This window comes from Paenibacillus tianjinensis (genome assembly GCF_017086365.1).
In the GTDB taxonomy this organism is placed as follows: domain Bacteria; phylum Bacillota; class Bacilli; order Paenibacillales; family Paenibacillaceae; genus Paenibacillus_AQ; species Paenibacillus_AQ tianjinensis.
On sequence record NZ_CP070969.1, the window covers coordinates 4,829,949 to 4,853,521 of the forward strand.

The following is a 23,573-nucleotide window of genomic DNA, read 5'->3' on the forward strand; positions in this document are numbered from 1 at the left end:
TCGCACATAAAAATAGACTCCTACCAGGAAATATATCGCTGGTAGGAGTCATTAGCCTCGCGGCAGTTACGGCGAACTCCATCGCCCTAGTCATCGTAGACTTATTTTAGTATTTCGCAGCAGAATCGTCAATAGTGAGGCTGGCCAGTTTTGAAGAGTTCCGGCATTTTATTCAAAATCTTGTCGACAGGTGTCACAAATAAAACAATAAACCCCATTATATCGACACAATGTGACATATAGGTCATTTAAAATAACAATAGTAAACGGATAAGTTTTATTTACTTTCAAAAAACCTGCATATACCTTACCCTATATGCCTAAATATTTCATTTTTTATCAGTTTACCAAAATAAATGTACTACAAAATATTATATTGACGTAAGAATTATTAACATGTAGTATAAACCATAATTTATATACAAAGGTTTTGCCCGCCAGGTTGGGGAGTTTCATCCTGTCTCTAATTGACCTCCGGTCTATTCGGCGCCCCATGCCGTATTGCAGAAACGGACGTCGCCTAACAGAGCAAAGGGTTATTACAGTGGACAGAAGAAACTCTTCAACACTATTAAGATCATTCATTGGGCAAGCACTATCTAACTGCCGAGGAGGTCGAACAAAGCCTTAGATTACAGAGAGACAGCAAGAGCGCGGACTGCACCCCAGAACAACTCAATTTTAAGTCCAGTATCCAGGTAAACTACTTACCCGCACTTAAAAAAGGAGGAGTAAACGGAATGACAAAAAAAAGAAATTGGTGGTCTATCTTACTTATCGTATCGCTCATAGGAATTTTGTTCACTGGCTGCAGTACAAATAACACTGCAAATACTCCTAACGCTACTGCAGAGAGCACAGCTCCTGCTGAAAGTGCAGCACCTGAAGCCTCCGCACCGGCCGCTGACGCACCGGTTGACGGCGGAACCCTCGTATTAAGCTCCTTCTCCGATATCGTAAATATTAACCCGCTCCTGATTGGAGACACTTCTTCAGGCGATATCGCTAACTTCGTATTTGCACAAATCTATGACCTGGACCGCGCAGGTAATGTAACCGCCGAACCGTGGTCGCTGGCTGCAGAGCTTCCGGAAATCTCCGCAGATGGTCTGACCTACACTGTTAAATTAAAAGATAACATTAAATGGAGTGACGGCCAGCCGATTACTGCGGATGATGTAGTGTATACAGTTGAAACCGCGAAGAATCCGGAAACCGGATCACCGCTGATCAGCCAGTATGATAAGGTAAAAACCGTTGAAAAGGTTGATGACCATACCGTTAAATTTACAATGAACCAGGTCTATGCTCCGTTCCTGTATGCTTTGTGCCAAGCCATCGTACCCGCGCATGTTCTGAAGGATGTAGCTCCAAAAGAAATTCAAACCAATCCATATGGCACAGACCCGGCTAAAACCGTAACAAGCGGACCATGGAAATGGACAGCCTGGAAACAAGGCGAAAGCCACACGCTGGACGCTAATCCGGACTACTGGGGAGAAGTTAAACCTCATATTTCCCAGCTCGTATACAAAATCTACGCGGATCAGAATACCGAAGTTCAAGCCATTCTGAAAGGCGACACCGACCACATCAGTGCTATTCCGGTAACACAGGTTGAGGCAGCCAAAGCAGACGGCGATATTGCGATCATCCAAAAGCCGGGTGCGCAGTATGAATATCTCGGTTTCAACTTTGATGCGAATAATTTCAAAGACAAATATGGATTATTCGAAGGCCAGAAGACCAGACAGGCGATTGCCCACGCTCTCAACCGTCAAGGCATGGTTGATAATATCCTTAAAGGTGTCGGCGCGCTGATGAATGCACCGTTCCTGCCGGATACATGGGCTGATCCGGGTGATGCAGCTGTGAACTATGACTACAATGCAGAAACAGCCAAGAAGCTCCTCGCTGAAGATGGCTGGGTTGCCGGCACTGACGGGATTCTCACCAAAGACGGCCACCGCTTCTCCTTCGAGCTGCAGTACAATGCAGGTAACAGCCGCCGTGAACAGGTTGCTGCCGTTATCCAGCAGAACCTGAAGGATGTAGGCATTGAAGTGACTCCTAAAGCCATTGACTTCGCTTCCTGGATTGACCAGAATGTCACACCGGGTAAATTCCAGGCGGTTCTCCTGGCCTGGTCCCTGAATAACCCGGATCCGGATGCAGAGAGCATTTTCTCTTCCAAGTACTTCCCGCCGGCTGGCCAGAACGCAGGCTGGTATAAGAATGAGAAGCTGGATCAGCTGTGGGTAGACGGATACTCTACCGTTGATCAGGATAAACGCAAAGAGATTTATAAAGAAGTAGGTAAAGAAATTTCCACCGATCTTCCTTACGTATTCCTGTACCAGTACGGTCAGGCGATTGGTACGGGTCCTAGAGTCCACTGGGCAGAAGAAGATGCTCCGGAACCATCACTCGGCTACGGACAATTCTTCCATGCTATTAAATGGTGGGTAACGGATTAACAAAACGGACACAGGAAATAGAATCTCGGAAGGGGAAAGAGAAGTCTCTTTCTCCTTCTCCTTTTGTCTATGGGGGACTGCATTCCGGATTCTATACCCTAACTTCTCTAGGAGGATATAGTTCATGACAGAATATCTGATCCGTCGCGTACTGCAATCAGTACTGGTCATCTTTCTGATTACACTGCTTACATTTCTTCTCATTCATGCCGCTCCCGGAGGGCCGACCAAAGTGATGCTGTCCCCGGGGCTGTCCCCGGAGGTTCTTGAGCAGCAGGCTAAGAATCTCGGTCTGGATAAACCTATCCCGGTCCAGTATGTCCGCTGGATTGGCGATTTGCTGCAAGGCGATTTGGGTTACACATTCAAAAACCATATTGCCGTATCCGCTCTGATCTGGCCGCGTATCGCCAATACTTTCATTCTCATGGGGGCTGCCTGGCTGGTTTCGCTGGTGATCGCGATCCCATGGGGTATCTATAACAGTACCAAGGTATACGGCTTCTCTGATCAGACGGCCTCCTTCATCTCCTATCTGGGGTTCGCAATGCCCACCTTCTGGTTCGGAATACTGCTTCAGCAGTGGCTGTCCATTAAGCTGGACTGGTTTCCGCTCTCGGATATGCATTCCAGAGGACATGAGGGGGATATCGGAGACTTATTCATGCACCTCGTATTGCCTGTAACGGTTCTTGCGCTTGGCTTCCTCGCCTCTTATATGAAATATGCCCGGTCAAGCATGCTCGAGGTCCTCGATCAGGATTATATCCGGACTGCCCGCGCCAAAGGGGTACAGGAACGCAAAGTCGTATTCCGGCATGCGCTGCGCAACGCGCTTATCCCGATTATTACGATACTGGGACTTGATCTGCCTATTCTGGTAGCAGGGGCCGCATTGACGGAGAATGTCTTTAACTGGCCGGGGATGGGCCGCTGGTTTGTAGAAATGGCGAGCTCACGTGAATATTCGGCCCTTATGGCCATCACCATTATCACAGCTGTCATGGTCGTCATCGGTAATCTGGTGGCTGACATCCTGTATGCCGTAGTCGATCCCCGTGTAAAACTCGGCAAGCAAGGAGGCAAAGCAGCATGAGTACCGACCATTCACAACTTGTTGCCCAATCGTCTGCATCTGCTTCCGGAACACCTGATAACGGTTTGGCACCTACTCCCGATCCGCAGATTTCAGCGGATGTTTCCAAGCGGCCTCCGGGTCCATGGGCAGTGCTGTGGAAGAAATTCTCCCGCAATCCTTATGCGATGAGCGGACTTATTGTATTACTCGTCTTTATTATCGCCGGGATATTAGCCCCTAAGCTTACCAAGTTCGACCCGGCAGCCATTGATTTGATGTTTCCTAATCTGAAGCCGGGTGCCGAAGGCCATTTGCTTGGGACAGACGAGCTTGGGCGCGATGTGTTTACCAGACTTTTGTACAGCGCGAGAATTTCCCTGATGATCGGTTTCTCTGTTGCCTTGGCCTCGGTTGCGATCGGTTCCGTTATCGGGGCAATATCAGGATATTTTGGCGGCTGGGTCGATACGGTATTCATGCGTATTGTTGATGTGATGAACTCTGTACCTTCCCTTTTCCTGAATATCCTGTTCATGGCCATCTTCGGGTCGCAGATTAAATACATGATTCTGATCCTGGCCCTGACGAGCTGGATGAGCATTGCCCGGCTGGTCCGCGGTACCTTCCTGCAGCTAAGGGAGATGCAATATGTTGAAGCCGCCAAAGCGATCGGCGTATCGAACTGGGGAATTATATTCCGCCATCTGCTTCGCAATGCGAGCTTCCCGATCATCGTCAATGCGACTCTGATGGTCGGCGGTGCCATTCTGAGTGAATCGGCACTCTCTTATCTGGGGCTAGGTGTACAGGCACCGAAAGCCAGCTGGGGAGTCATGCTCAGCAATGCCCAGGAATTCATGCTGGTTGACCCGATGCAGGCCGTATATCCGGGCCTGTGCATTCTACTTGTAGTACTCGCCGTCAACTTTATCGGCGACGGAATCCGGGATGCTCTTGATCCCAGACAGCAAGTGACCAAATCCCGGAGGAGGCTGGAAAAATGGCGGAAAAATTACTCGAAATCCGGAAACTGACCACCGGCTTTGCCACCGAAAAGGGGCTCGTCAAAGCTACAGATGCCATCTCGATTTCCGTTAAGAAAGGCCAGACGGTCTGTCTTGTCGGTGAATCCGGCAGCGGAAAAAGCGTAACCTCACTGGCTATCATGCGTTTGATCGATTATGCCGGAGGAATGATTATGGAAGGCAGCATTGATTTCCATGGTCAGGATCTTGCCGCGAAGAAGCAGGAGGACATGCGTAAAATCCGCGGCAACCAGATCGCGATGATCTTTCAGGACCCGATGTCCTCTCTCAATCCGGTATTCACCGTAGGCGAACAAATAGCTGAGAGCCTTCGGCTGCATCAGAACAAAGGTAACGAAGAAGCGATGAAAGCTGCTGTTGATCTGCTTAAGCTGGTTGGCATTCCGGCACCCGAGATCCGGGCTAAGCAATATCCGCATGAACTGTCCGGCGGGATGTGCCAGCGCGTCGTCATCGCCATTGCGCTCGCCTGTAACCCCGAGCTGCTGATTGCCGATGAACCGACGACAGCCCTTGATGTAACAGTCCAGGCGCAGATCCTCGATCTTCTGCGTAAGCTTCAGGCGGAGCTTGGCATGTCGATCCTGCTGATCACTCATGATATGGGGGTAGCTGCAGAGATGGCAGACCGGATTGCGGTTATGTATGCGGGGGCTATCGTCGAGGAAGGTACGGTTGAAGAGATTTTCGATCATCCCAGCCATCCATATACAGTGGGGCTGCTGCAGTCCATTCCCGGCTTTGAAGGGGAACGCGGCGGTGAGCTGTATACCATTCGCGGAACCATCCCTCCGATCGGCCAGCTTCCCTCCGGCTGCCGCTTTCATCCGCGCTGCCCTCATGCGATGGACGTCTGCCGCAGCCAGGAGCCGCCGAATTTCATGGTTACGAGCGATCACCGGACGTCCTGCTGGCTGTTCCAAGACAAACCGGTCCAGACCGATTACAGCGATGAGGTGAGAACACATGGTTAAGGAAGCGGTTGTTACAGCCGACAGTAAAGCTTTGTCCTCAGCCGAGGTACTGGTTGACATAAAGGACGTCAAAAAATATTTCCCCATCACCAAAGGCCTGCTGAACCGGACTGTCGGCCAAGTAAAAGCTGTTGACGGGGTAAGCCTGGCCATCCGCAAAGGCGAAACCTTTGGCCTGGTCGGAGAATCCGGCTGCGGGAAGTCTACCTTTGGACGTCTGCTGCTCCGGCTGCAGAGTGTGACAGAAGGAGAAGTGCTGTTTAAAGGTAAAGATATTCATGCTCTAAGGCATCAGGAGATGCGCCGCCTGCGCGAAGAAATGCAGATTATTTTTCAGGACCCGTTCGGATCACTGAATCCCCGCTTTCTCGTCAAGGATATCATCGGCGAACCGCTGCGCATTCACCGGAGCATGTCTGCACGGGATATCGATGCCAGAGTGGTGGAGCTTATGGAGCTCGTAGGGCTTGATGCCAGCCGGAGAAACCGCTACCCGCATGAGTTCTCCGGCGGACAGCGCCAGCGGATCGGTATTGCCAGGGCCATCGCACTGAATCCGCAGTTCATCGTTGCCGATGAAGCGGTATCTGCGCTCGATGTATCCGTCCAGTCCCAGGTGATCAATCTGCTCATGAAGCTGCAGAAGGAGCTTGGACTGACCTTCTTATTCATCGCCCACGGCCTGAATGTCGTACGCCATATCTCGGACCGCGTAGGAGTTATGTATCTGGGTAAGCTGGTTGAAGTCGCTGAGACGGAGACGCTGTTCGCCGCTCCTCTGCATCCCTATACAGCAGCGCTTCTCTCCGCCATTCCCAAGCCGACCCCAAGACGCAAGCAGGACCGTATTGTCCTGGAGGGCGATGTCCCTTCTCCCGCCAATCCACCTTCCGGCTGCAGGTTTCATACCCGCTGTCCTTTGGCACAGGAGAAATGCCGCTTACAGGAGCCGCTGCTTGAGGAGGCAGCACCCGGGCGGATGGTAGCCTGCCATTTCCCGCTGGCTTCTGTGTAGCTGAAGACTTCTCAAGAAGCAGCAAAAAACGCCTAACCGGCCGGTTAGGCGTTTTTGGTGAAGCTGGCAATACAGATGAAGAACAGCTCTAGATATAGAACATATAGTTATCTGCCTTGTTTTCTTCCTTATAGTTAATCAGGTCAGACAAGGTCGTGGAATCCATCACATCGGCGATGCTATCGCGGATGCGCAGCCAGAGATCGCGCTTGGCCGGGTCGTCTTCCTCGGTGAAATCAACCGGGGAGATCGGTCCTTCCAGCACGCGGATAATGTCACCGGCAGTGATGGTGGCTGAATCGCGGGAAAGAATATATCCGCCGTAGGCGCCGCGGATGCTCTTTACAAGTCCGGCATTCCGCAGCGGGGCAATTAATTGCTCCAGATAATGCTCGGACAATCCGTTTTTTTCGGCAATGCTTTTAAGCGATGTAGGCCCCTCGCCGAATTTCAGGGCAAGCTCCATCATAATGGTTAATCCGTAACGTCCTTTTGTTGATATTTTCAAAGGGGCACCTCTTTCGGTTTAATTGCTGCTGGTGTCTGAATCATAGAAAGCTCAGTAGACATGAGAAATGTCATATCAACGTATTCCGATGTTTGCTCTATGCTTATGTTATCATATCTACAGACACATTTGCAGCGCAAAACACAACTTTTTGGCAAAATGTTCGCCTCCGGTGGACAAATTGTCAAAATCGCCTGCTTTTCCGCAACAAATTCCTCTGATCAGAGGCAGCTTGGGGTAGACAGGTGTGTTATAATACAAAATGAGCCGGGTGTTTAGTGTGATACCGGTATTTTTTGCATAGAAAATGGTGATTACGATGACAAAGGCAAATCAGGATACACGTGTCGTCGTCGGCATGTCTGGAGGAGTCGATTCCTCCGTTACAGCGCTTCTGCTCAAGCAGCAGGGCTATGACGTCATCGGCATCTTCATGAAGAACTGGGACGATACCGACGAGTTCGGTGTATGCACGGCAGAGACCGATGCTGAGGATGTACGCCGCGTATGCGAGCAGATCGATATTCCTTACTATACCGTTAATTTCGAGAAGGAATACTTTGATAAAGTCTTTTCCTATTTCCTCGATGAATATAAGGCCGGGCGGACGCCTAATCCGGATGTGATGTGCAACCGCGAGATCAAATTCGGGGAATTCCTGAATAAAGCGCTGCAGCTGGGCGCCGATTATGTAGCCACTGGCCATTATGCCCGTGTTGTGGAGGAAGACGGGGTGTTTAAGCTGCTCCGCGGAGTCGACAACAATAAGGACCAGACCTATTTCCTGAATGCGCTGAACCAGTACCAGCTCTCCAAAGCGATGTTCCCGATCGGCCATCTGCCGAAACCGGAAGTGCGGAGAATCGCTGAAGAAGCCGGACTCTACACCGCGAAGAAAAAAGACAGCACCGGCGTCTGCTTCATCGGTGAACGCAATTTCCGCGAATTCCTCAGCCAGTATCTGCCGGCACAATCCGGGGACATGGTCGATATCGCCACAGGTGAAGTCAAAGGCCGTCATGAAGGCCTGATGTATTACACGCTGGGACAGCGGCAGGGCTTAGGAATCGGAGGTTCCGGAACCGGTGAACCATGGTTCGTCGCAGAAAAGGATCTGGAGCGCAATATCCTGTACGTTGTACAGGGGGATAAGCACCCCAGTCTCTACTCCACCAGCCTTAACGCTTCCGGTGTGAATTGGATCGACGGCCGGACGCTTACGCCTGGAGACGCACCCCTGAAATGCACTGCCAAATTCCGCTACCGCCAGCCTGACCAAGGTGTTACGCTGACTGCGCGGGAAGACGGCACCGTTCATGTCGAATTCGATGTTCCGCAAAAGGCGATTACACCGGGACAGGCCGTTGTCTTCTATCTTGGCGAACAATGTCTGGGCGGCGGAACCATTGAAGCGGCAGAGAAGGTTATTCCTCAGCCGTACTAAACCAGTAGACACTAAAAACTCTCTTCGGCCCGAAAGCCAAAGAGAGTTTTTTGTTATGCTAGCTCATTAACATCCGCTCAGCGTTAATTCTGCCCGCGCCGCAGCAACTGGTTATGGCGGATCTTCGCTTCATTCCCCTGCTCGGTTGCCTGATAGAATACTCTTCTGGCAATCTGCTTCGGCAGATAGTCCTGTTTGACATAATGGCCCGGGAAATTATGGGGATACTGGTATCCCTCATGCCCGAGCTTCACCGCTCCTTTGTAATGCGTATCACGCAGATGCAGCGGCACCTCTGCGGATTTGAGTTCTTCTATGGCGTCCATGACATTCGAGATTGCCGTTACCACACCGTTGGATTTCGGGCTCTCTACTGCAAACAGGATGGCCTGGACAATATTTAGCCTCGCCTCCGGCCAGCCGTTATTACGGTAGGCGTCCAGTGCACTGACCGCCTGAACCATGGCCTGCGGGTTCGCAAGGCCAATGTCCTCGCTGCTTGCGGCAATCAGCCGGCGGATGAACGTCATCGGGTCCATGCCGAGCTTCTCGACGGCGTAGAGAAACCAGAACAGCGCGGCATCACTGGAGCCGCGGATGCTTTTGTGAAACGCCGAGAGCACGTCGTATTGGGTGGATTCATCCGCTTTGACAATCGGACGGCGGATCGATTCCTCCGCTACCGCCAACGTAATATGCACGCTGCCGTCAGGCTCCGGCGCTGTAGTCATCGCCGCCAGCTCCAGTGCATTCAGCGCCCGGCGGATGTCGCCGTTCGCCATCGCGGCGATATGCAGCAGCGCGTCTTCGTCCGCCTGCAGCCGCATAAAGCCAAGTCCACGCTTCTCGTCGGCGAGCGCCCGCCGCATCGCAGTCAGGCTGTGCTCGCTGGTCAAGGACTCCAGCTGAAACAGTGTAGACCGGCTCATAAGCGCCCCGTTCACATAGTGGAACGGATTCTCTGTCGTAGCGCCGATAAAGATAATCGTGCCCTTCTCCACGGCCGGCAGCAGCGCATCCTGGCGGGAGCTGTTGAAGCGGTGCACCTCGTCCAAAAAAAGAATCGTCTTGGTACCGTATAGTGCCTTGTTGCTCTGCGCACGGTCGATCACTTCCCGCACATCCTTCACGGAGGCTTCGACCGCATTCAGCCGCACAAATTCGCCCTGTGTATGGTGGGAAATAATATGAGCCAGCGTTGTTTTGCCGCAGCCCGGCGGGCCATACAGCAGGATCGAAGAGACCTGGTCCGCCTCAATCGCCCTGCGCAGCAGCTTGCCCTTGCCGACAATATGTTCCTGTCCGATATATTCATCGAGATTCTCCGGACGCATGCGGTCTGCCAGCAGACGTCCGCTTCCGGTATCCTCCCCGAGGGAAAATAAATCCATAACTCCACTTCCTTGCTGTGATCTTGCAGGCTGTCACCCTGCATACCTCTCTCTATCATACCACAAAATATAGAAAGAGCATGACCTCGCTCCTCAAGCGGGTGCCATGCTCTTTGTTCAAAGTTCAGGCTAGCGGTTCATCGCCAGCCGCATTTTTGAAATAATTTTGCGGATGCTTTCTTCTGACAGGTGGTATCTTTTCTGCAGCTCGTTCACCGAGCAGCCGCTGCTGTGACTGCAGAAAATCTCTTCATTGCGGTTGGCAATTTCCTGCCGTGACCCGCTGTTTTCGCCCCATTTTACCCGCTGCTCCGTTTTCTTGGGAATGTAGAGCAATTCACCTTGAATGTATCCCTGAAGCTCTTCGAGCAGGCCCGGGGGGAGCACATCCTTTCCATTTACATAACTCACGTTCTGCTTCCTCCTTCAACAGGTGTGTCCCTTTGAGTTCGTCAACTGCACTTAAAGTAATAATCACTGCACCTGCCTCCTTTCTTCAGCTCATATTTGGTAAATACCGTAAGTTCATTATATAAAACCCTATGGTTAGCGTCTACATTCACAGTAATAAATTATTGATTCCATAGATTTATGTTATTTTTCCCTATATTTAAAAGTAAGGAGGCCTCGCGGCCTCCCCTTTAACAGGTCTCCGTCCTTAGACGGAAACCACCTCGTATACTGAAATCATTTCAATCAGCCTCCTTCCAGAAGTAATCTTGCCCGGCCGGACACTTATTATTAAGCCATAGCCAGGGGAGGGTTACAAGTTCAAGAATAGTTATAATCGTTCTTCACCAAAGGAAACAGTCAGCTTTCGGATGATTCCGGCCACCCGCTGACTGTCTCTTCGCCGGTCATTTGCACATACTCAGGAAGCTCTCCGCTGTGCAGCAGCCATAATTCATGAAGGGCACGTGTACAGCCGACATACATCAGCTTAGCATCCCAGGCGGCTGCTCCATAATGGTCTGCATCGGCATCAGCAAGGATAACCGCATCGAACTCCAGCCCTTTAGACAAGTATACAGGCAGTACAGACAGGCCGCCCAGGTATTGAGTCATGCTGCCGTCAATCAGATGCAGGTCGGCAAAATCTGCGGCCAGCTCCGCGTGCAGCTCCGCGGCTTCACGCAGGCTGCGGGTAAGAACAGCAACCGTACGGTATTCACGGACGGAGAGCGCCTCCAGCGCCGTTCTGACGGCATTGACGCGCGGGTCCGTACTTTTGCCGGCCTTAGACTGCTCTTCGCCGTAGGCAATCAGCCGGACCGGGTTCCCGCTCCGGAAGACCGGCACAGCCAAGAGCGGACTATGGACACCGGATGACAAAATGCCATTAGCAAACTCGATAATCTCCATCGTGGAGCGGTAGCTTCGGGTCAGTGCATGGTAAGCCGTATGTTCAGGTGCGAACAGGCTCTGCATCTCATCCCATTCATGCACTCCCTTATAGGCGTGAATTCCTTGGGACAGATCGCCTAGAATCGTGAAGGAGTGCCCCTTCACATACAAGTCCAGCACAGCAATCTGGAACGGCGAGAAATCCTGCGCTTCATCGATTACGATATGGTCAAAGCGCTCACCGCCTTCGTTTCCGCTGAGCAGATAATGGATATAGAGCAGCGGTGGCAGATCCTCCTCGCGCAGGATACCTTTTTTGAGATCCTTGGCCGTCTCTTTGAGGACAGCTTGCGGAATCTGCTCCGGCGCTTCCGCCGGCCAGTCCTCGGGCACCTTCGCCGCGCGGAAAATTTGTTTATAGATCATCAGCGGATCATATTTAGGCCATTTAGCGGCGTAGGCTTTTTCGCGGGCCGCACCTTTTTTCTTCCGATCCTTCAGCGCTGCCGCCGATGGGCTTTTCTTCAGCTCCATTTCAATCCAGCGGTGAATCCGCGCCATAACCCGTTCTTTGCGCTTAAGCGGCGGATAAGGTGCGTATTCCTCATTGTGCCAGCGGAGGATCATCGAGCGGCGCAGCACAGCGCCTTCCCAGGGACTGAAATCGCCCTCGGGAACCGCCCCGGTCTCCAGCTGCCTGACCGCTGACTCAATTACACCCATCAGCACAGTAGAGCCTTTGAAGCGGCCCGGCGTCTCTTCCGTAATATCCGGCATACCGCCCGCCGATTCAAACCACCGGTTCAGAGTCTCGGCCGTGTTCTGTTCAGGCAGGGTAATATCCAGTACCTCCGCTGCCCAGTCCGGGAACGTGCTCTGGGCAATGTTGCCTACGCCGAGCTCCGGCAGCACATCTGAAATATAATCCAGGAACATCCGGTTCGGAGCAAATATTATCATCTTCTCCGCCGATACCTGGTCCTTGTATTGATACAATAAGAAAGCCAGCCGGTGCAGCGCAACCGTTGTTTTACCGCTGCCCGCCACGCCTTGAATAATCAGCGCCGTGTTCTTCACCGCACGGATGATCTTATCCTGCTCCTCCTGAATCGTCGAGACGATATCACGGAGCCGGTTGTCCTTGTTCTCACCCAGACGGTAGACGAGAAATTCATCCGACACCACCGGTGCATCGCTGTCGCGGTTATAGGTATCCGCCACCCGCTCCAGAATGCGCTTGCGGATAACCACGTTGCGCTTGAGATAGACGAGCCCCTCAATCAGCCCTTCCGGCGCTTCATAGGTGACCGGCTCAGTCCCTCCGGTAAACGAATAGAACAGGCTTGCTACCGGTGCGCGCCAGTCAATGACCAGCGGACGGTCGCTTACCTGTTCACGGTCTGCACCGATTTTGCCGATATACAGGGCCTTGCGGTCATCCTCATCGCTGCCTTGGAAATCAAGCCGTCCGAAATAAGGCTCCTGCCTAAGCTTGGCCAGATCTTTGCGCCTCTGCTCCCTGGAGTCCTCCAGCACCTGTTCCGTGTAATCGTGTCCCGTGTACACCGGAATGCTGCGCAGTCTCTCAAGGGTAGAATCAATTTCTGTAAGCGTACTATTCAGCCTGTCTTCTTCCTCTTGATAGGCACTTTGAAAGTTGTCTTCCAATTTCAGTTACCTCCTAAAAGTAATATACCCCCGTGCAAGGCTGATACCACTTACACAAAAAAGGATTATCATCATATCACAACAAATTCAGGAAATCCAGAATTATCTAACTAACGCTGGGACCTTTCCGGTATTGCTATTATCCCATGAAAGCATGCAGTGCAAAGTTTGCCACGAACAGCCCGGCAATTCCGTATAGCGCCGGCGGAACATCCTTGCCTTTGCCCATGGCCAGCTTGACGATCGGGTAAGTGATGAAGCCAAAGGCCATGCCGTCTACGATGCTGTAGGTAAAAGGAATCATCACCATAATCAGAAATGACGGAAACAGCTCGGTCATGTCGCTGAGATCCATTTCGCGTACGTTTTGGACCATCAGCCCGCCGATCACAATCAGGATTGGCGCTATTGCGCTGTCCGGAACATAAGCCAGCAGCGGGATGAACAGGAATGTAGCTCCGAACAGCAGTCCGGTAACCAGCGAGGTCAAACCGGATTTACCCCCGGCAGCGATGCCTGCCGTTGATTCAGCAGCCGCTACTACCGGGCTGCTGCCGAACAGTCCGGCTGCAATATTAGCGATCGAGAGCGCCCGCAGACTGCTCTTGAACCGCTCGGGACGGCCGGCCATCAGTGTCTGTGAGGAGATCAGCCCGATATTCTCAAAGACGACAATCAGCAGCAGCAGAAACACGGCGATCCAGAACACCAGACTGATCCCGCGGCTCCAGTCCATTCCGGCAAACACAGCGCCATACCCGCTGAACACATGACCGGAACCCGTTGTCTCCGGCTTATGTGCCGCTCCAAGCAGATAGGCCAGCCCGGTGCCAACGATCATGCTGATCAGCAGTCCGCCGCGCGTTCCACGGATAAACAGGACTAGTGCCAGAATCAGCGTTACACAGGACGTAATTACAGCCGGTTCACTGAAGTGCCCGATAGCCACAAAGGTTGTCCGGTGAGCAATCACAATTCCGCTTTTTTGCAGGCCGATAAAGGTCAGGAACAGCCCGATGCCGACCGTAATGGCATGCTGCAGATTATGCGGGATCGCTTCGCTTAGAATACGGTACAGCGAAGTAAACGCAACGACCGCAAATAATATACCGGTTACCACCACAACGGCCAGCGCTTCCCGCCAGTCCAGCTTCATGGAATGCACCAGCGTGTAGGTGAAGAAGGCATTGATCCCCATCCCGGGCACAACAATAATCGGCGTTTTGCCGCCGAAAGCCATGAGCAGACAGCCCGTAACTGCCGTCAGCAGCGTAGCCACCATTCCTGCCCGCAGCGGCATGCCTGCATCATGAAGAATAGCCGCATTAACCATGACAATATATACAGAAGCAAAATAAGATAAGATGCCCGCGGCCCATTCCCGTTTCCAGTTATCGCCGGGTTCCAATCCTACGCTATTCCGCCAAACATTCGATTTCATCAAAAAACCTCCACCAATAGTTAAGTTCCGCACGCTATTACCCGGTTTCGGGGCATCATAAGCAGCGGAAAACCGCAATAAAAGGGCGTGCAGCCGGTTATCCGGCTGCTTACGCCCTTCGTCCATCTTATATTTATGCGTTGCTTGAGCGACTGCTATACACTGACGCCGCCGGCTTTTAATAAATCGTTAACCGCGACACTGACCATAATGAGGCCGACAACCGGAGGCACGAACGAGTTGCTCGCCGGCGGCTGCTTGGCCTTGCGCCGGTCCGGTGCGTCTGCCGGAACGATCTGTTCCGTAACATCCACACGCGGCTTTATCGGAATCTCGGTCGAGAATACAACCTTTACGCCTTTCTTAATGCCTTCCTTGCGCAGCTTTTGACGGATGACGCGGGCGATCGGATCCATTTCCGTTTTGGAAATGTCCGCTACCTTAAACCGGGTCGGGTCCATCTTATTGGCTGCGCCCATACTGGAAATCATCGGAATTCCGCGGGATAGGCACTCCTTAATCAGATGGATCTTATAGATGATGGTATCCGAAGCATCGATCACAAAATCCGGCTTCAGCTTGAACAGCTCCTCATAGGTCTCTTCCGTGTAGAACATATTCAGAGCAATTGCTTCAATCTCCGGATTGATCAGCTTGATGCGATCGACCATCAGATCGGCTTTTTTCTGGCCGATGGTTGTCGTAAGCGCGTGAATCTGGCGGTTGATGTTAGTAATATCCACCGCATCCTTATCAATCAGGATTATCCGCCCGACTCCCGTACGGGCAAGCGCTTCAACGGACATAGCGCCAACCCCACCAATGCCCAGCACTGCCACCGTGCTGTTTTTCAGAATCTCCAGACCTTCCGGTCCGATAGCGAGTTCTGTACGTGAGAACTGATGCAGCATGATGTTCATGCCTCCTTTATGAAGCTTGGGGAGCGGAAGTAAGCCGCTCCTCAAGCATGTGCTTTAATTAGTTTTTTACTTTCTCCGGCTTTGGTGCAAGCTTGATATGCAGCTGTTCCAATTGTGCAGCATCTACCGGGGCCGGAGCGTCCATCAGAAGATCAGTTGCACTTGCCGTTTTCGGGAAGGCAATCGTCTCACGCAGGTTGGTACGGCCTGCCAGCAGCATTACCAGCCGGTCAAAGCCGAAGGCAATTCCGCCGTGTGGAGGCGTGCCATATTCAAATGCATCCATCAGATAGCCGAATTTCTCATAAGCCACTTCAGGCGTAAAGCCCAGCGCGTCGAACATTTTCTCCTGTACCTCGCGTTTGTAGATACGCTGGGAACCGCCGCCTACTTCGTAGCCGTTAAGCACGATATCGTAGGCCTGAGCACGGATCGCACCAGGATTGGTATCGAAGAGGTGCAGATCCTCATCCATTGGACGGGTGAACGGATGGTGCTCCGCCACATAACGTTTTTGATCCTCATCATAGCTGAGCAGCGGGAATTCGGTTACCCAGGCAAATTTGAACACACTGTCGTCAATCAGGCCGAGCTGGCGGCCGATTTTGAGGCGCAGGGCACCCAGTACGTCAGCAACGACTTTTTTGTTATCTGCAGAGAAGAGCAGAAGGTCGCCTTCTTCAGCACCGGTGCGCTCCTTCACAGCTGCGATTTCTTCTTCGCTGAAGAACTTAACGATCGGGCCTTTGAATTCCCCGTCCTTCACTTGAATCCAAGCCAAGCCTTTAGCACCGTAACGTGCGGCATACGGTCCAAGATCGTCAATTTCCTTACGGGTCCAGGTGCCGCAGCCTTTTGCGTTGAGGCATTTCACTTCTCCGCCTTTTTCGATCACGGAAGCAAATACCTTCACTCCGCTGCTTGCCACGATATCATTCATCTCTACGAGCTCCAGGCCAAAGCGCAGGTCCGGCTTATCCGAACCGTATTTGCCGATGGCTTCTGCATACGTCAGACGCTGGAACGGAACAGCTACATCCACACCCACGGTTTCTTTCAGGAGACGCTGCATCAGCGTTTCCATCATGCTGAGCAGCTCATCCTGCGGCACGAAGGAGGTCTCGATGTCGACCTGGGTGAATTCCGGCTGGCGGTCAGCGCGCAGGTCCTCATCGCGGAAGCAGCGGGCGATTTGGTAATAACGCTCGATGCCGCCTACCATCAGCAGCTGCTTGTAAATCTGCGGCGATTGCGGAAGCGCGAAGAATTCGCCTTCATGCACCCGGCTTGGCACAAGATAATCACGTGCGCCTTCAGGGGAGCTTTTTGTCAGGATCGGCGTTTCAATATCAATAAATCCTTCACCATCAAGGAAATCGCGGAAAATCTTTGCCGCTTTCGAACGAAGCAGCATCGTCTTGTACATTTCCGGACGGCGCAGGTCGAGGTAACGGTATTTCATCCGCAGGGACTCATCCACTTCCACACCGTCTTCAATGAAGAACGGAGGGGTCTTGGCTGAATTCAGCACTTCGATATCGGTGATCTGTACTTCAATCTCACCGGTAGGCAGATTGCGGTTGACAGTTTCATCATCTCTTTTTACAACTTTACCCGTAACAGAGAGCACATATTCACTGCGCACCTTATCGGCAATCTGCAGTGCTTCCCCGGAATAGTCCGGGTTAAAGACGATTTGCACGATCCCGCTGCGGTCGCGGAGATCAATGAACAGCACGCCTCCAAGGTCACGGCGGGTCTGCACCCATCCGTTAAGAGTTACTGTCTGGCCGATATGCTCCGGCGTCAATTGTCCACAGTGATGGCTTCTAGTCATTATTTATCCTACCCCTTCATGGTTAAAATACAGTTTTGGATTACCTGACCGTTCATAGTGCGGCATGCTTCCTTACAACAGCTTAGACCAGCGACTGCGCCAGCTCTTCCAGCTTCACGGTCCGCTGTTCACCGGTAGCCATCGATTTCAGGGCAATGACCCCGTTATTCAGCTCGTCTTCGCCAAGAATCGCAGTATACCGTGCAGACATGCGGTCGGCCGATTTCATCTGGGCTTTCATTTTGCGGCCGAGATAATCACGCTCTGCAGAGAAGCCCTGGCTGCGCAGATTAAACAGCTGCTTCGTAATCTCCAGGTCTGCGGCTTCGCCCAGTGCTACAAAATACACATCCAGCGGCTTCGCTGTCTCCAGCTCCACGCCCTGATTCTCCAGGATCAGCAGGATACGCTCGAGACCTATGCCAAAACCGATGCCCGGCTGATCGGGGCCGCCGATTTCCTCCACCAGCCCGTTGTAACGGCCGCCGCCGCCGACCGTATCGATCGAACCGATGCCGGCTGCTTTATACTCAAACGCTGTATGCGTGTAATAATCCAGTCCGCGGACCAGACGGGGATTAGTGCTGTACTCCACGCCCATAGTGTCCAGATGGCTTTTTACCTTCTCGAAGTGAGTGGTGCATTCTTCATCGAGACTATCCAGAATAGAAGGCGCACCGCCGAATTTATCCTGATCCACCTTGCAGTCCAGCACCCGCAGCGGATTGCGCTCCATACGCCGCTGGCAGTCACTGCACAGATTGTCTCGCATCGGTCTCAGGAAATTCAGCAGCTTCTCCCGGTAAGCCGCGCGGCTGGGCGCGTTACCTACGGAATTCAGCTCCACTCTGACATCCTTAAGTCCCAAATCCTTGTAGAACTGATACCCCAGCGAGATGACTTCCGCATCAATCGCGGGATCAACCGCGCCAAAGGCTTCAATGCCGAATTGATGGAACTGCCGGTATCTTCCCGCCTGCGGGCGCTCATAGCGGAACATGGGCCCAATATAATACAGCTTGCTGACATCCGGCTCGCCGTACAGCTTGTTCTGTACATATGCACGTACAACACCGGCTGTTCCTTCCGGGCGAAGCGCCAGATCACGGTCGCCTTTGTCCTTGAAGGTGTACATCTCGCCTTCCACGATGTCTGTGGTCTCTCCTACGCCGCGTTCAAAGAGCCCTGTGTGCTCAAACATCGGTGTACGAATCTCACGGTAATTAAACCGGCGGCAGAGGTCCCTGGCCTTGCCTTCAACATACTGCCACTTCTCCACTGCTCCCGGAAGCACATCCTGTGTGCCCGTTGGTTTCTCGAATCTTTCTTTAGCCACAGCCTATCCCTCCTGAAAATAACCCCTCTTGCCTAGCTTTCCTTGTTTGCTGAACTGCAAATAAAGCAAAAAACCCCTCGCCTCTGTTTGTAACAAACAGGGACGAGGGATTATCAGAAACGATTATTCACCCGTGGTACCACCCACATTCCGGACTCATGCCAAATTGAATCCGCTTTAAGCGGTTAACGCCCGCCTACGCGCAGCGGCTACTGACCCTTGGCAATATTCATTGCCTCGCGTTCGCCATGCGTTCTCGGGGAGGTCATTCATCCGTTCATCAACAGAATCCTTACAGCCGTTGCTGAAACGGTTATTTCTCCTTAGACTTAAGGAAGATAGCCGGTTCTGCGGGGATTCCTCTCTGGGGTTGTGGTTCTCGGATTACTTGGTCCCGTCATCAAAACAATTATAAACATTTCGTATATTGTTAGATTCTACTGAACCACTGCGCTAAAGTCAAGAAAGGAAATGAAATTTCTCAGCTAACATACTCCAATTCCGCCGTTTAAAAAAAGTGACCTGCAGCCGATTGCTGCAGGTCCATCATCATATATTATAAAAAAGGGGGTCATGCTTCTATTATAAACACGCTATATTAAGGAATCATGAATGTAATATTACGGTTATATTACAGAAAAGAAAGCGTTTTATTTTCCGGGATATTCCCTGACCTACCAGCACAAAATAGTCTACACTACATCAACTTTGGCTGTCCAGTGAATTCTATGTCCGTAAGCGATCAAAACAAAATAAACAGCATCAGCCAGCCCCTTGCAGGGCGGCTGATGCTGTCTGTCTGAAGTAACCCGCTGATTCCTTGTTCCCTTTATTCAAAGACCTCTACAAAGGCATGTTTGCCGCGCAGTGTCTCAATCACCTCATTGTAATGCTCCTCGGCAACCTTAAGCGCCATAACCACATGGACATCACTCAAATCCACATCGTTATTCACATCCGCATTACGCCGGAGTCCGTCGTCATTGTTGATATCTGAACGCTCCAGACCATCATCAGGATCAATGGCCGGCACGACCGCCGCCCCGTTTAAGGTCCCGGCCGCTCCTGCAACCCCAAAAGGTCCTCCGGTCATCGCCGAATTATTATAAGGCACCAGCGGCAGAAGAAGGTTAGGTCTGCTGTTTCTGCCCACATCCAAAGGATCTGTTAAGGGCGAGATTTCAAGGCCCTCCACACCGTAAGGAATTAACGCAGTTTTGGCACCTTCTGCTTCACTTTCCGTTCTGAAATAAGCCTGAATTCTTCTAGTCATTGTCTTTCCCTCCTTCAGAAATGGTTAATTACAGGACCTTCAGCAGCTCGCGCACAAAAGCGGGCTCATCTTGAGGCGTGCGCGATGTAATATAATTGCCGTCAACGACGACCTCTTCATCCCTGAACTCCGCTCCGGCATTCACAACATCGTCTTTAAGCGGTGGGTAGGAGGTTATGGTACGTCCTTGAAGCAGGTCTGCACTGATTAGAATTTGCGGCCCGTGACAGATGGAGGCAATCGGGGTACCTGCACGATCAGCTTCCTTCACGAAAGCAAGAACATCCTGATCCAGGCGCAAATTTTCCGGTGATGAACCGCCAGGAATGACGATAGCGTCATATTCGCTGGCCTTCACCTCACGGATTGCTTTGTCTGCGGCATAAGAGACGTTTCCCTTTTTGCCCAGCAGCGTCTCATTTTTCTTCAGGCCGATAATTTCTGCCTGATGACCTGCTTGTATAACTTCATCATAGGGTACCTTCATTTCGGAATCTTCAAAACCGCTGGCGAGCAGAAATGCTACCTTACTCATGAGATAAATTCTCCTCTCCGCTATTTTGTTCTCGCTTTCTTATTACCCTGAATGTTGCGAGTTCTAACGAAACAACCCCCGGATTTCGGTTTTTGACCTTCTGCCGCACGTAATCTGCACATCCTATGTTAAAAAACTGCTGCTTATACAGTTACTTCAGGTGCGAGGAAGCAGGCTCCGCCGTCTCCCATTAAGTACCAGCATTTCTTGCTGCTCCCCGGTATCTTTCGCTGACATCGCAGCTTCTGCGGAGCATCCGGCCGGATTAGCAGACATACTGTTCCAAACCCATGCCTTCTGAGATCTTCTCATATTAAATCCCTGCCCTTGGCAAATTATCAGTCTCCCCTAGTGTAACCTGCATAGATAGGCTGTATTCCCTATATGCTTCATGAAATCGCAGCGGCTTTTCCGCAAAAATAAGGATGCCGTAACTGTTCCTCAGGCGGAACAGTTACGGCATCCTTATTAAAAGTATCAATCCTCAAACTAGTTGGAACAGTCCGGCAGACCTACGTCTGACTGTCGAGAATCAGCGTAACCGGCCCCCAGTTGGTAAACGAAACATCCATCATGGCTCCGAACACGCCGGTTTCCACCTGAAGCCCGCCGGCTCTCAGCTCCTGATTAAGATAGTCGTAGAGCCGTTCTGCCTCAGCAGGTGCAGCAGCAGCCATAAAGTTCGGGCGGCGGCCTTTACGGCAATCCCCGTACAGCGTGAACTGCGATACAGAGAGGATCGCTCCTCCGGTGTCCGTGACACTAAAATTCATTTTGCCGGCGTCATCCTCAAAAATGCGCAGTCCGGCAATTTTATCGGCCAAATATTTAGCGTCCTTCTCGGTATCCCCGTGGGTAACACCGACCAGCAGCATCAGGCCTTCCTCTATTTCACCTGTAATTGCTCCGCCGACAGTAACCTTAGCTTCCTTGCAGCGCTGCACAACTACTCTCATTATCGTCTTTCAGCTCCTTGCCTTATTGCATGATACGGTTAACTGTATATACAACCTTTACCCGCTTCACCCGATCCACGACGGACTGCAGATGATCCGTATTGCGGATGAGAATTGTCATGTGAATCATCGCCATTTTGTTCTTGTCTGATCGTCCGGTGACCGCCGAGATGTTTGTCTTGCTCTCTGACACCGCCTGCAGCACTTCATTCAGCAGCCCGTTGCGGTCATGGCCGGTGATCTCAATATCGACACTGTAGTTGGCTTCCATGCTGCCTTCCCACTCGACCTCGATCACCCGTGCCGATTCTTCCCCGTCACCGTCTGTTGGAATATTCGGACAATCCTCACGGTGCACAGACACGCCGCGCCCGCGGGTTACGTAACCGATAATATCGTCACCCGGAACAGGATTGCAACAACGCGCGAAGCGGACGAGCAGATTATCAATGCCTTTGACACGGACGCCATTGGTCGGCTGGTTACGTTTCTCGCCGCTGGACTTGATCTCCTTCATCTCTGAAGTAAGCTCCAGATGATTAGCAGCGTCCTCCAGCTCTTTGCGCAGCTTCTCAGTCAGCTTGTTGGCGATCTGCGAGGCAGTAATGCCTCCGAACCCGACGGCGGAGAGCATATCCTCTACATCACCGAAGGCGAACTTCTTCGCCACATCGCTGAGCTTATCCTCTGTCAGGAAATCGGAGACCTCCATATTGAGCCGTTTCAGCTCGCGTTCCACCGCTTCGCGGCCTTTTTCAACATTTTCCTCACGCTTTTCTTTCTTGAACCACTGCTTGATCTTGCTGCGCGCATGTGAAGATTGGGCGATTTTGAGCCAGTCGCGGCTCGGGCCGTAAGAATTTTTGGAGGTCAGAATTTCCACAATATCCCCGGTCTTCAGCTTGTGGTCGAGCGGCACTATCCGCCCGTTAACCTTGGAGCCTATCGTCCGGTTGCCGACCTCGGTATGAATCCGGAAAGCAAAATCCAGCGGAACCGAGCCGGCCGGCAATTCCACAACCTCACCCTTGGGCGTAAATACGAATACGAGATCAGAAAAGAAGTCCATTTTGAGCGATTCCACGAATTCTTCCGCATCCTTGGCTTCATGCTGCAGCTCCAGAATTTCACGGAAGAACGGCATCCGGTTCTCCGGATTGGCGTTGTTGCTGCTGCCCTCTTTGTAGGCCCAGTGTGCTGCGATCCCGAACTCCGCGGTGCGGTGCATTTCCCAGGTACGGATCTGCACTTCCGTCGGCTCACCGCCTGGACCTACCACTGTGGTGTGCAGCGACTGGTACATATTGGCTTTGGGCATAGCAATATAGTCCTTGAAACGGCCGGGCATCGGCTTCCAAAGAGTGTGAATAATCCCTAAAGTCGCATAACAATCCTTAATGTTATCAACGATGATCCGGATAGCAAGCAGATCGTAAATTTCGTTAAACTGCTTATTCTTGGTATTCATCTTGTTATAGACGCTATAAATATGCTTCGGACGTCCTGACAAATCGCCTTCAATGCCCATCTCATCGAGCTTGGCGCGAATCCTTCCGATGACACTGTCGATGAACTGCTCACGTTCCGCCCGCTTCTTATGCACTAAATTGGCAATGCGGTAGTACTGCTGCGGATTCAGATAACGGAGAGCAATATCCTCCATCTCCCATTTGATCGCGGAAATCCCCAGGCGGTCGGCAATCGGACAAAAAATCTCCAGCGTTTCATACGAAATCCTGCGCTGACTCTCTTCGGACTGGTACTTAAGCGTCCGCATATTATGCAGCCGGTCCGCCAGCTTAATCACAATGACCCGGATATCCTGGGCCATGGCAATGAACATTTTGCGGTAATTCTCATTCTGCTGCTCTTCCTTGGAGCGGAAGCGGATGCGTTCCAGCTTGGTCAGACCATCCACCAGCATAGCGCAGGTATCGCCAAAATTCTCGCGGATCTGCTCCAGAGACACCGTGGTATCTTCCACTACATCATGCAGCAGCGCTGCAATAATGGAGATGACATCCATTTGCATATTAACGACAATATCTGCGACCGCCAGCGGATGCAGAATATAGGGCTCCCCCGATTTCCGAACCTGCCCGTGATGAGCCTGATCGGCAAACTCATAAGCTTCCCGGATGCGGAGAAGATCTTTTTCTTTTATATAGGCGCCGGCCTTTTCCATTAATTGCTCTATGCCCATTCTCGTCGTATCCGTTTCCTTTCTATAAGAAAAATTCCGTATAGGAGTTTCTCGAAGATGTTATAGGAGTTCATCCATCATTTAATAAAATAAACCCGCAAGTGGAACAATATTTGCAGGTCTTCAG

18 protein-coding genes and 1 riboswitch are annotated in these 23,573 nt (G+C 51.8%); of the genes, 6 read left to right on the top strand and 12 right to left on the bottom strand.

The window, feature by feature from the left end:
• Window positions 1-35 precede the first annotated feature (35 nt).
• Window positions 36-95: riboswitch (Fluoride riboswitch) on the bottom strand.
• A gap of 645 nt (window positions 96-740) precedes the next feature.
• The 5 genes from JRJ22_RS22520 (at window position 741) to JRJ22_RS22540 (ending at window position 6,590) form a co-directional block, all read left to right on the top strand.
• Window positions 741-2,477, top strand: a complete 1,737-nt coding sequence (locus tag JRJ22_RS22520; protein ID WP_206101590.1) for a peptide-binding protein — start codon at window positions 741-743, stop codon at window positions 2,475-2,477.
• A 124-nt stretch (window positions 2,478-2,601) separates the two neighbouring features.
• On the top strand, window positions 2,602-3,573 hold the full coding sequence (locus JRJ22_RS22525) for an ABC transporter permease (protein ID WP_206101591.1): 972 nt from the start codon (window positions 2,602-2,604) through the stop codon (window positions 3,571-3,573).
• The gene (locus JRJ22_RS22530; protein WP_232380927.1) at window positions 3,570-4,589 is read left to right on the top strand and encodes an ABC transporter permease; all 1,020 of its coding nucleotides are present in this window, start codon (window positions 3,570-3,572) and stop codon (window positions 4,587-4,589) included. The genes JRJ22_RS22525 and JRJ22_RS22530 overlap by 4 nt, the downstream gene beginning before the upstream one ends.
• Window positions 4,556-5,575 carry an ABC transporter ATP-binding protein gene (locus JRJ22_RS22535; protein ID WP_206101592.1) on the top strand — a complete coding sequence of 340 codons (1,020 nt, stop codon included), beginning with the start codon at window positions 4,556-4,558 and terminating at the stop codon, window positions 5,573-5,575. The genes JRJ22_RS22530 and JRJ22_RS22535 overlap by 34 nt, the downstream gene beginning before the upstream one ends.
• Window positions 5,568-6,590, top strand: coding sequence for an ABC transporter ATP-binding protein (locus JRJ22_RS22540; protein ID WP_206101593.1), 1,023 nt, complete (start codon window positions 5,568-5,570; stop codon window positions 6,588-6,590). Before JRJ22_RS22535 ends, JRJ22_RS22540 begins: the two co-directional genes overlap by 8 nt.
• An 88-nt stretch (window positions 6,591-6,678) precedes the next feature.
• On the opposite strand, the gene cymR is transcribed toward JRJ22_RS22540, so the two are convergent.
• Window positions 6,679-7,098 (bottom strand): cysteine metabolism transcriptional regulator CymR, encoded by a 420-nt coding sequence (cymR, locus tag JRJ22_RS22545; RefSeq protein WP_054941865.1) that lies wholly within the window; start codon window positions 7,096-7,098, stop codon window positions 6,679-6,681.
• Between the two features lie 319 nt (window positions 7,099-7,417).
• Here cymR and mnmA point away from each other — a divergent pair, with 319 nt between their 5' ends.
• Complete coding sequence (mnmA, locus tag JRJ22_RS22550) at window positions 7,418-8,542, top strand: tRNA 2-thiouridine(34) synthase MnmA (RefSeq protein ID WP_206101594.1); 1,125 nt, start codon at window positions 7,418-7,420, stop codon at window positions 8,540-8,542.
• Window positions 8,543-8,625: 83 nt separating this feature from the next.
• On the opposite strand, the gene JRJ22_RS22555 is transcribed toward mnmA, so the two are convergent.
• The 11 genes from JRJ22_RS22555 to JRJ22_RS22605 all read right to left on the bottom strand — a co-directional run bounded on the left by JRJ22_RS22555 (window position 8,626) and on the right by JRJ22_RS22605 (window position 23,446).
• Window positions 8,626-9,933, bottom strand: a complete 1,308-nt coding sequence (locus JRJ22_RS22555) for a replication-associated recombination protein A (RefSeq protein WP_206101595.1) — start codon at window positions 9,931-9,933, stop codon at window positions 8,626-8,628.
• A 129-nt stretch (window positions 9,934-10,062) separates the two neighbouring features.
• On the bottom strand, window positions 10,063-10,344 hold the full coding sequence (locus JRJ22_RS22560; RefSeq protein ID WP_206101596.1) for a CD3324 family protein: 282 nt from the start codon (window positions 10,342-10,344) through the stop codon (window positions 10,063-10,065).
• A gap of 399 nt (window positions 10,345-10,743) precedes the next feature.
• Window positions 10,744-12,945, bottom strand: a complete 2,202-nt coding sequence (locus JRJ22_RS22565; protein WP_206101597.1) for a HelD family protein — start codon at window positions 12,943-12,945, stop codon at window positions 10,744-10,746.
• Window positions 12,946-13,084: 139 nt separating this feature from the next.
• Entirely contained in the window at window positions 13,085-14,386 is a 1,302-nt protein-coding gene (locus JRJ22_RS22570) for an NCS2 family permease (RefSeq protein WP_206101598.1), read from the bottom strand.
• Between the two features lie 155 nt (window positions 14,387-14,541).
• Complete coding sequence (locus tag JRJ22_RS22575) at window positions 14,542-15,297, bottom strand: tRNA threonylcarbamoyladenosine dehydratase (RefSeq protein ID WP_206105266.1); 756 nt, start codon at window positions 15,295-15,297, stop codon at window positions 14,542-14,544.
• Window positions 15,298-15,364: 67 nt separating this feature from the next.
• The gene (gene aspS / locus JRJ22_RS22580) at window positions 15,365-17,143 is read right to left on the bottom strand and encodes an aspartate--tRNA ligase (protein WP_206101599.1); all 1,779 of its coding nucleotides are present in this window, start codon (window positions 17,141-17,143) and stop codon (window positions 15,365-15,367) included.
• A gap of 82 nt (window positions 17,144-17,225) precedes the next feature.
• Window positions 17,226-18,479, bottom strand: a complete 1,254-nt coding sequence (gene hisS, locus JRJ22_RS22585) for a histidine--tRNA ligase (protein WP_206101600.1) — start codon at window positions 18,477-18,479, stop codon at window positions 17,226-17,228.
• A gap of 829 nt (window positions 18,480-19,308) precedes the next feature.
• The gene (locus JRJ22_RS22590) at window positions 19,309-19,752 is read right to left on the bottom strand and encodes a hypothetical protein (RefSeq protein ID WP_206101601.1); all 444 of its coding nucleotides are present in this window, start codon (window positions 19,750-19,752) and stop codon (window positions 19,309-19,311) included.
• Between the two features lie 28 nt (window positions 19,753-19,780).
• On the bottom strand, window positions 19,781-20,287 hold the full coding sequence (locus JRJ22_RS22595; RefSeq protein WP_206101602.1) for a type 1 glutamine amidotransferase domain-containing protein: 507 nt from the start codon (window positions 20,285-20,287) through the stop codon (window positions 19,781-19,783).
• 512 nt (window positions 20,288-20,799) lie between these two features.
• Window positions 20,800-21,243 carry a D-aminoacyl-tRNA deacylase gene (gene dtd, locus JRJ22_RS22600; protein WP_206101603.1) on the bottom strand — a complete coding sequence of 148 codons (444 nt, stop codon included), beginning with the start codon at window positions 21,241-21,243 and terminating at the stop codon, window positions 20,800-20,802.
• Between the two features lie 22 nt (window positions 21,244-21,265).
• Complete coding sequence (locus JRJ22_RS22605; RefSeq protein WP_206101604.1) at window positions 21,266-23,446, bottom strand: RelA/SpoT family protein; 2,181 nt, start codon at window positions 23,444-23,446, stop codon at window positions 21,266-21,268.
• Window positions 23,447-23,573 lie beyond the last annotated feature (127 nt).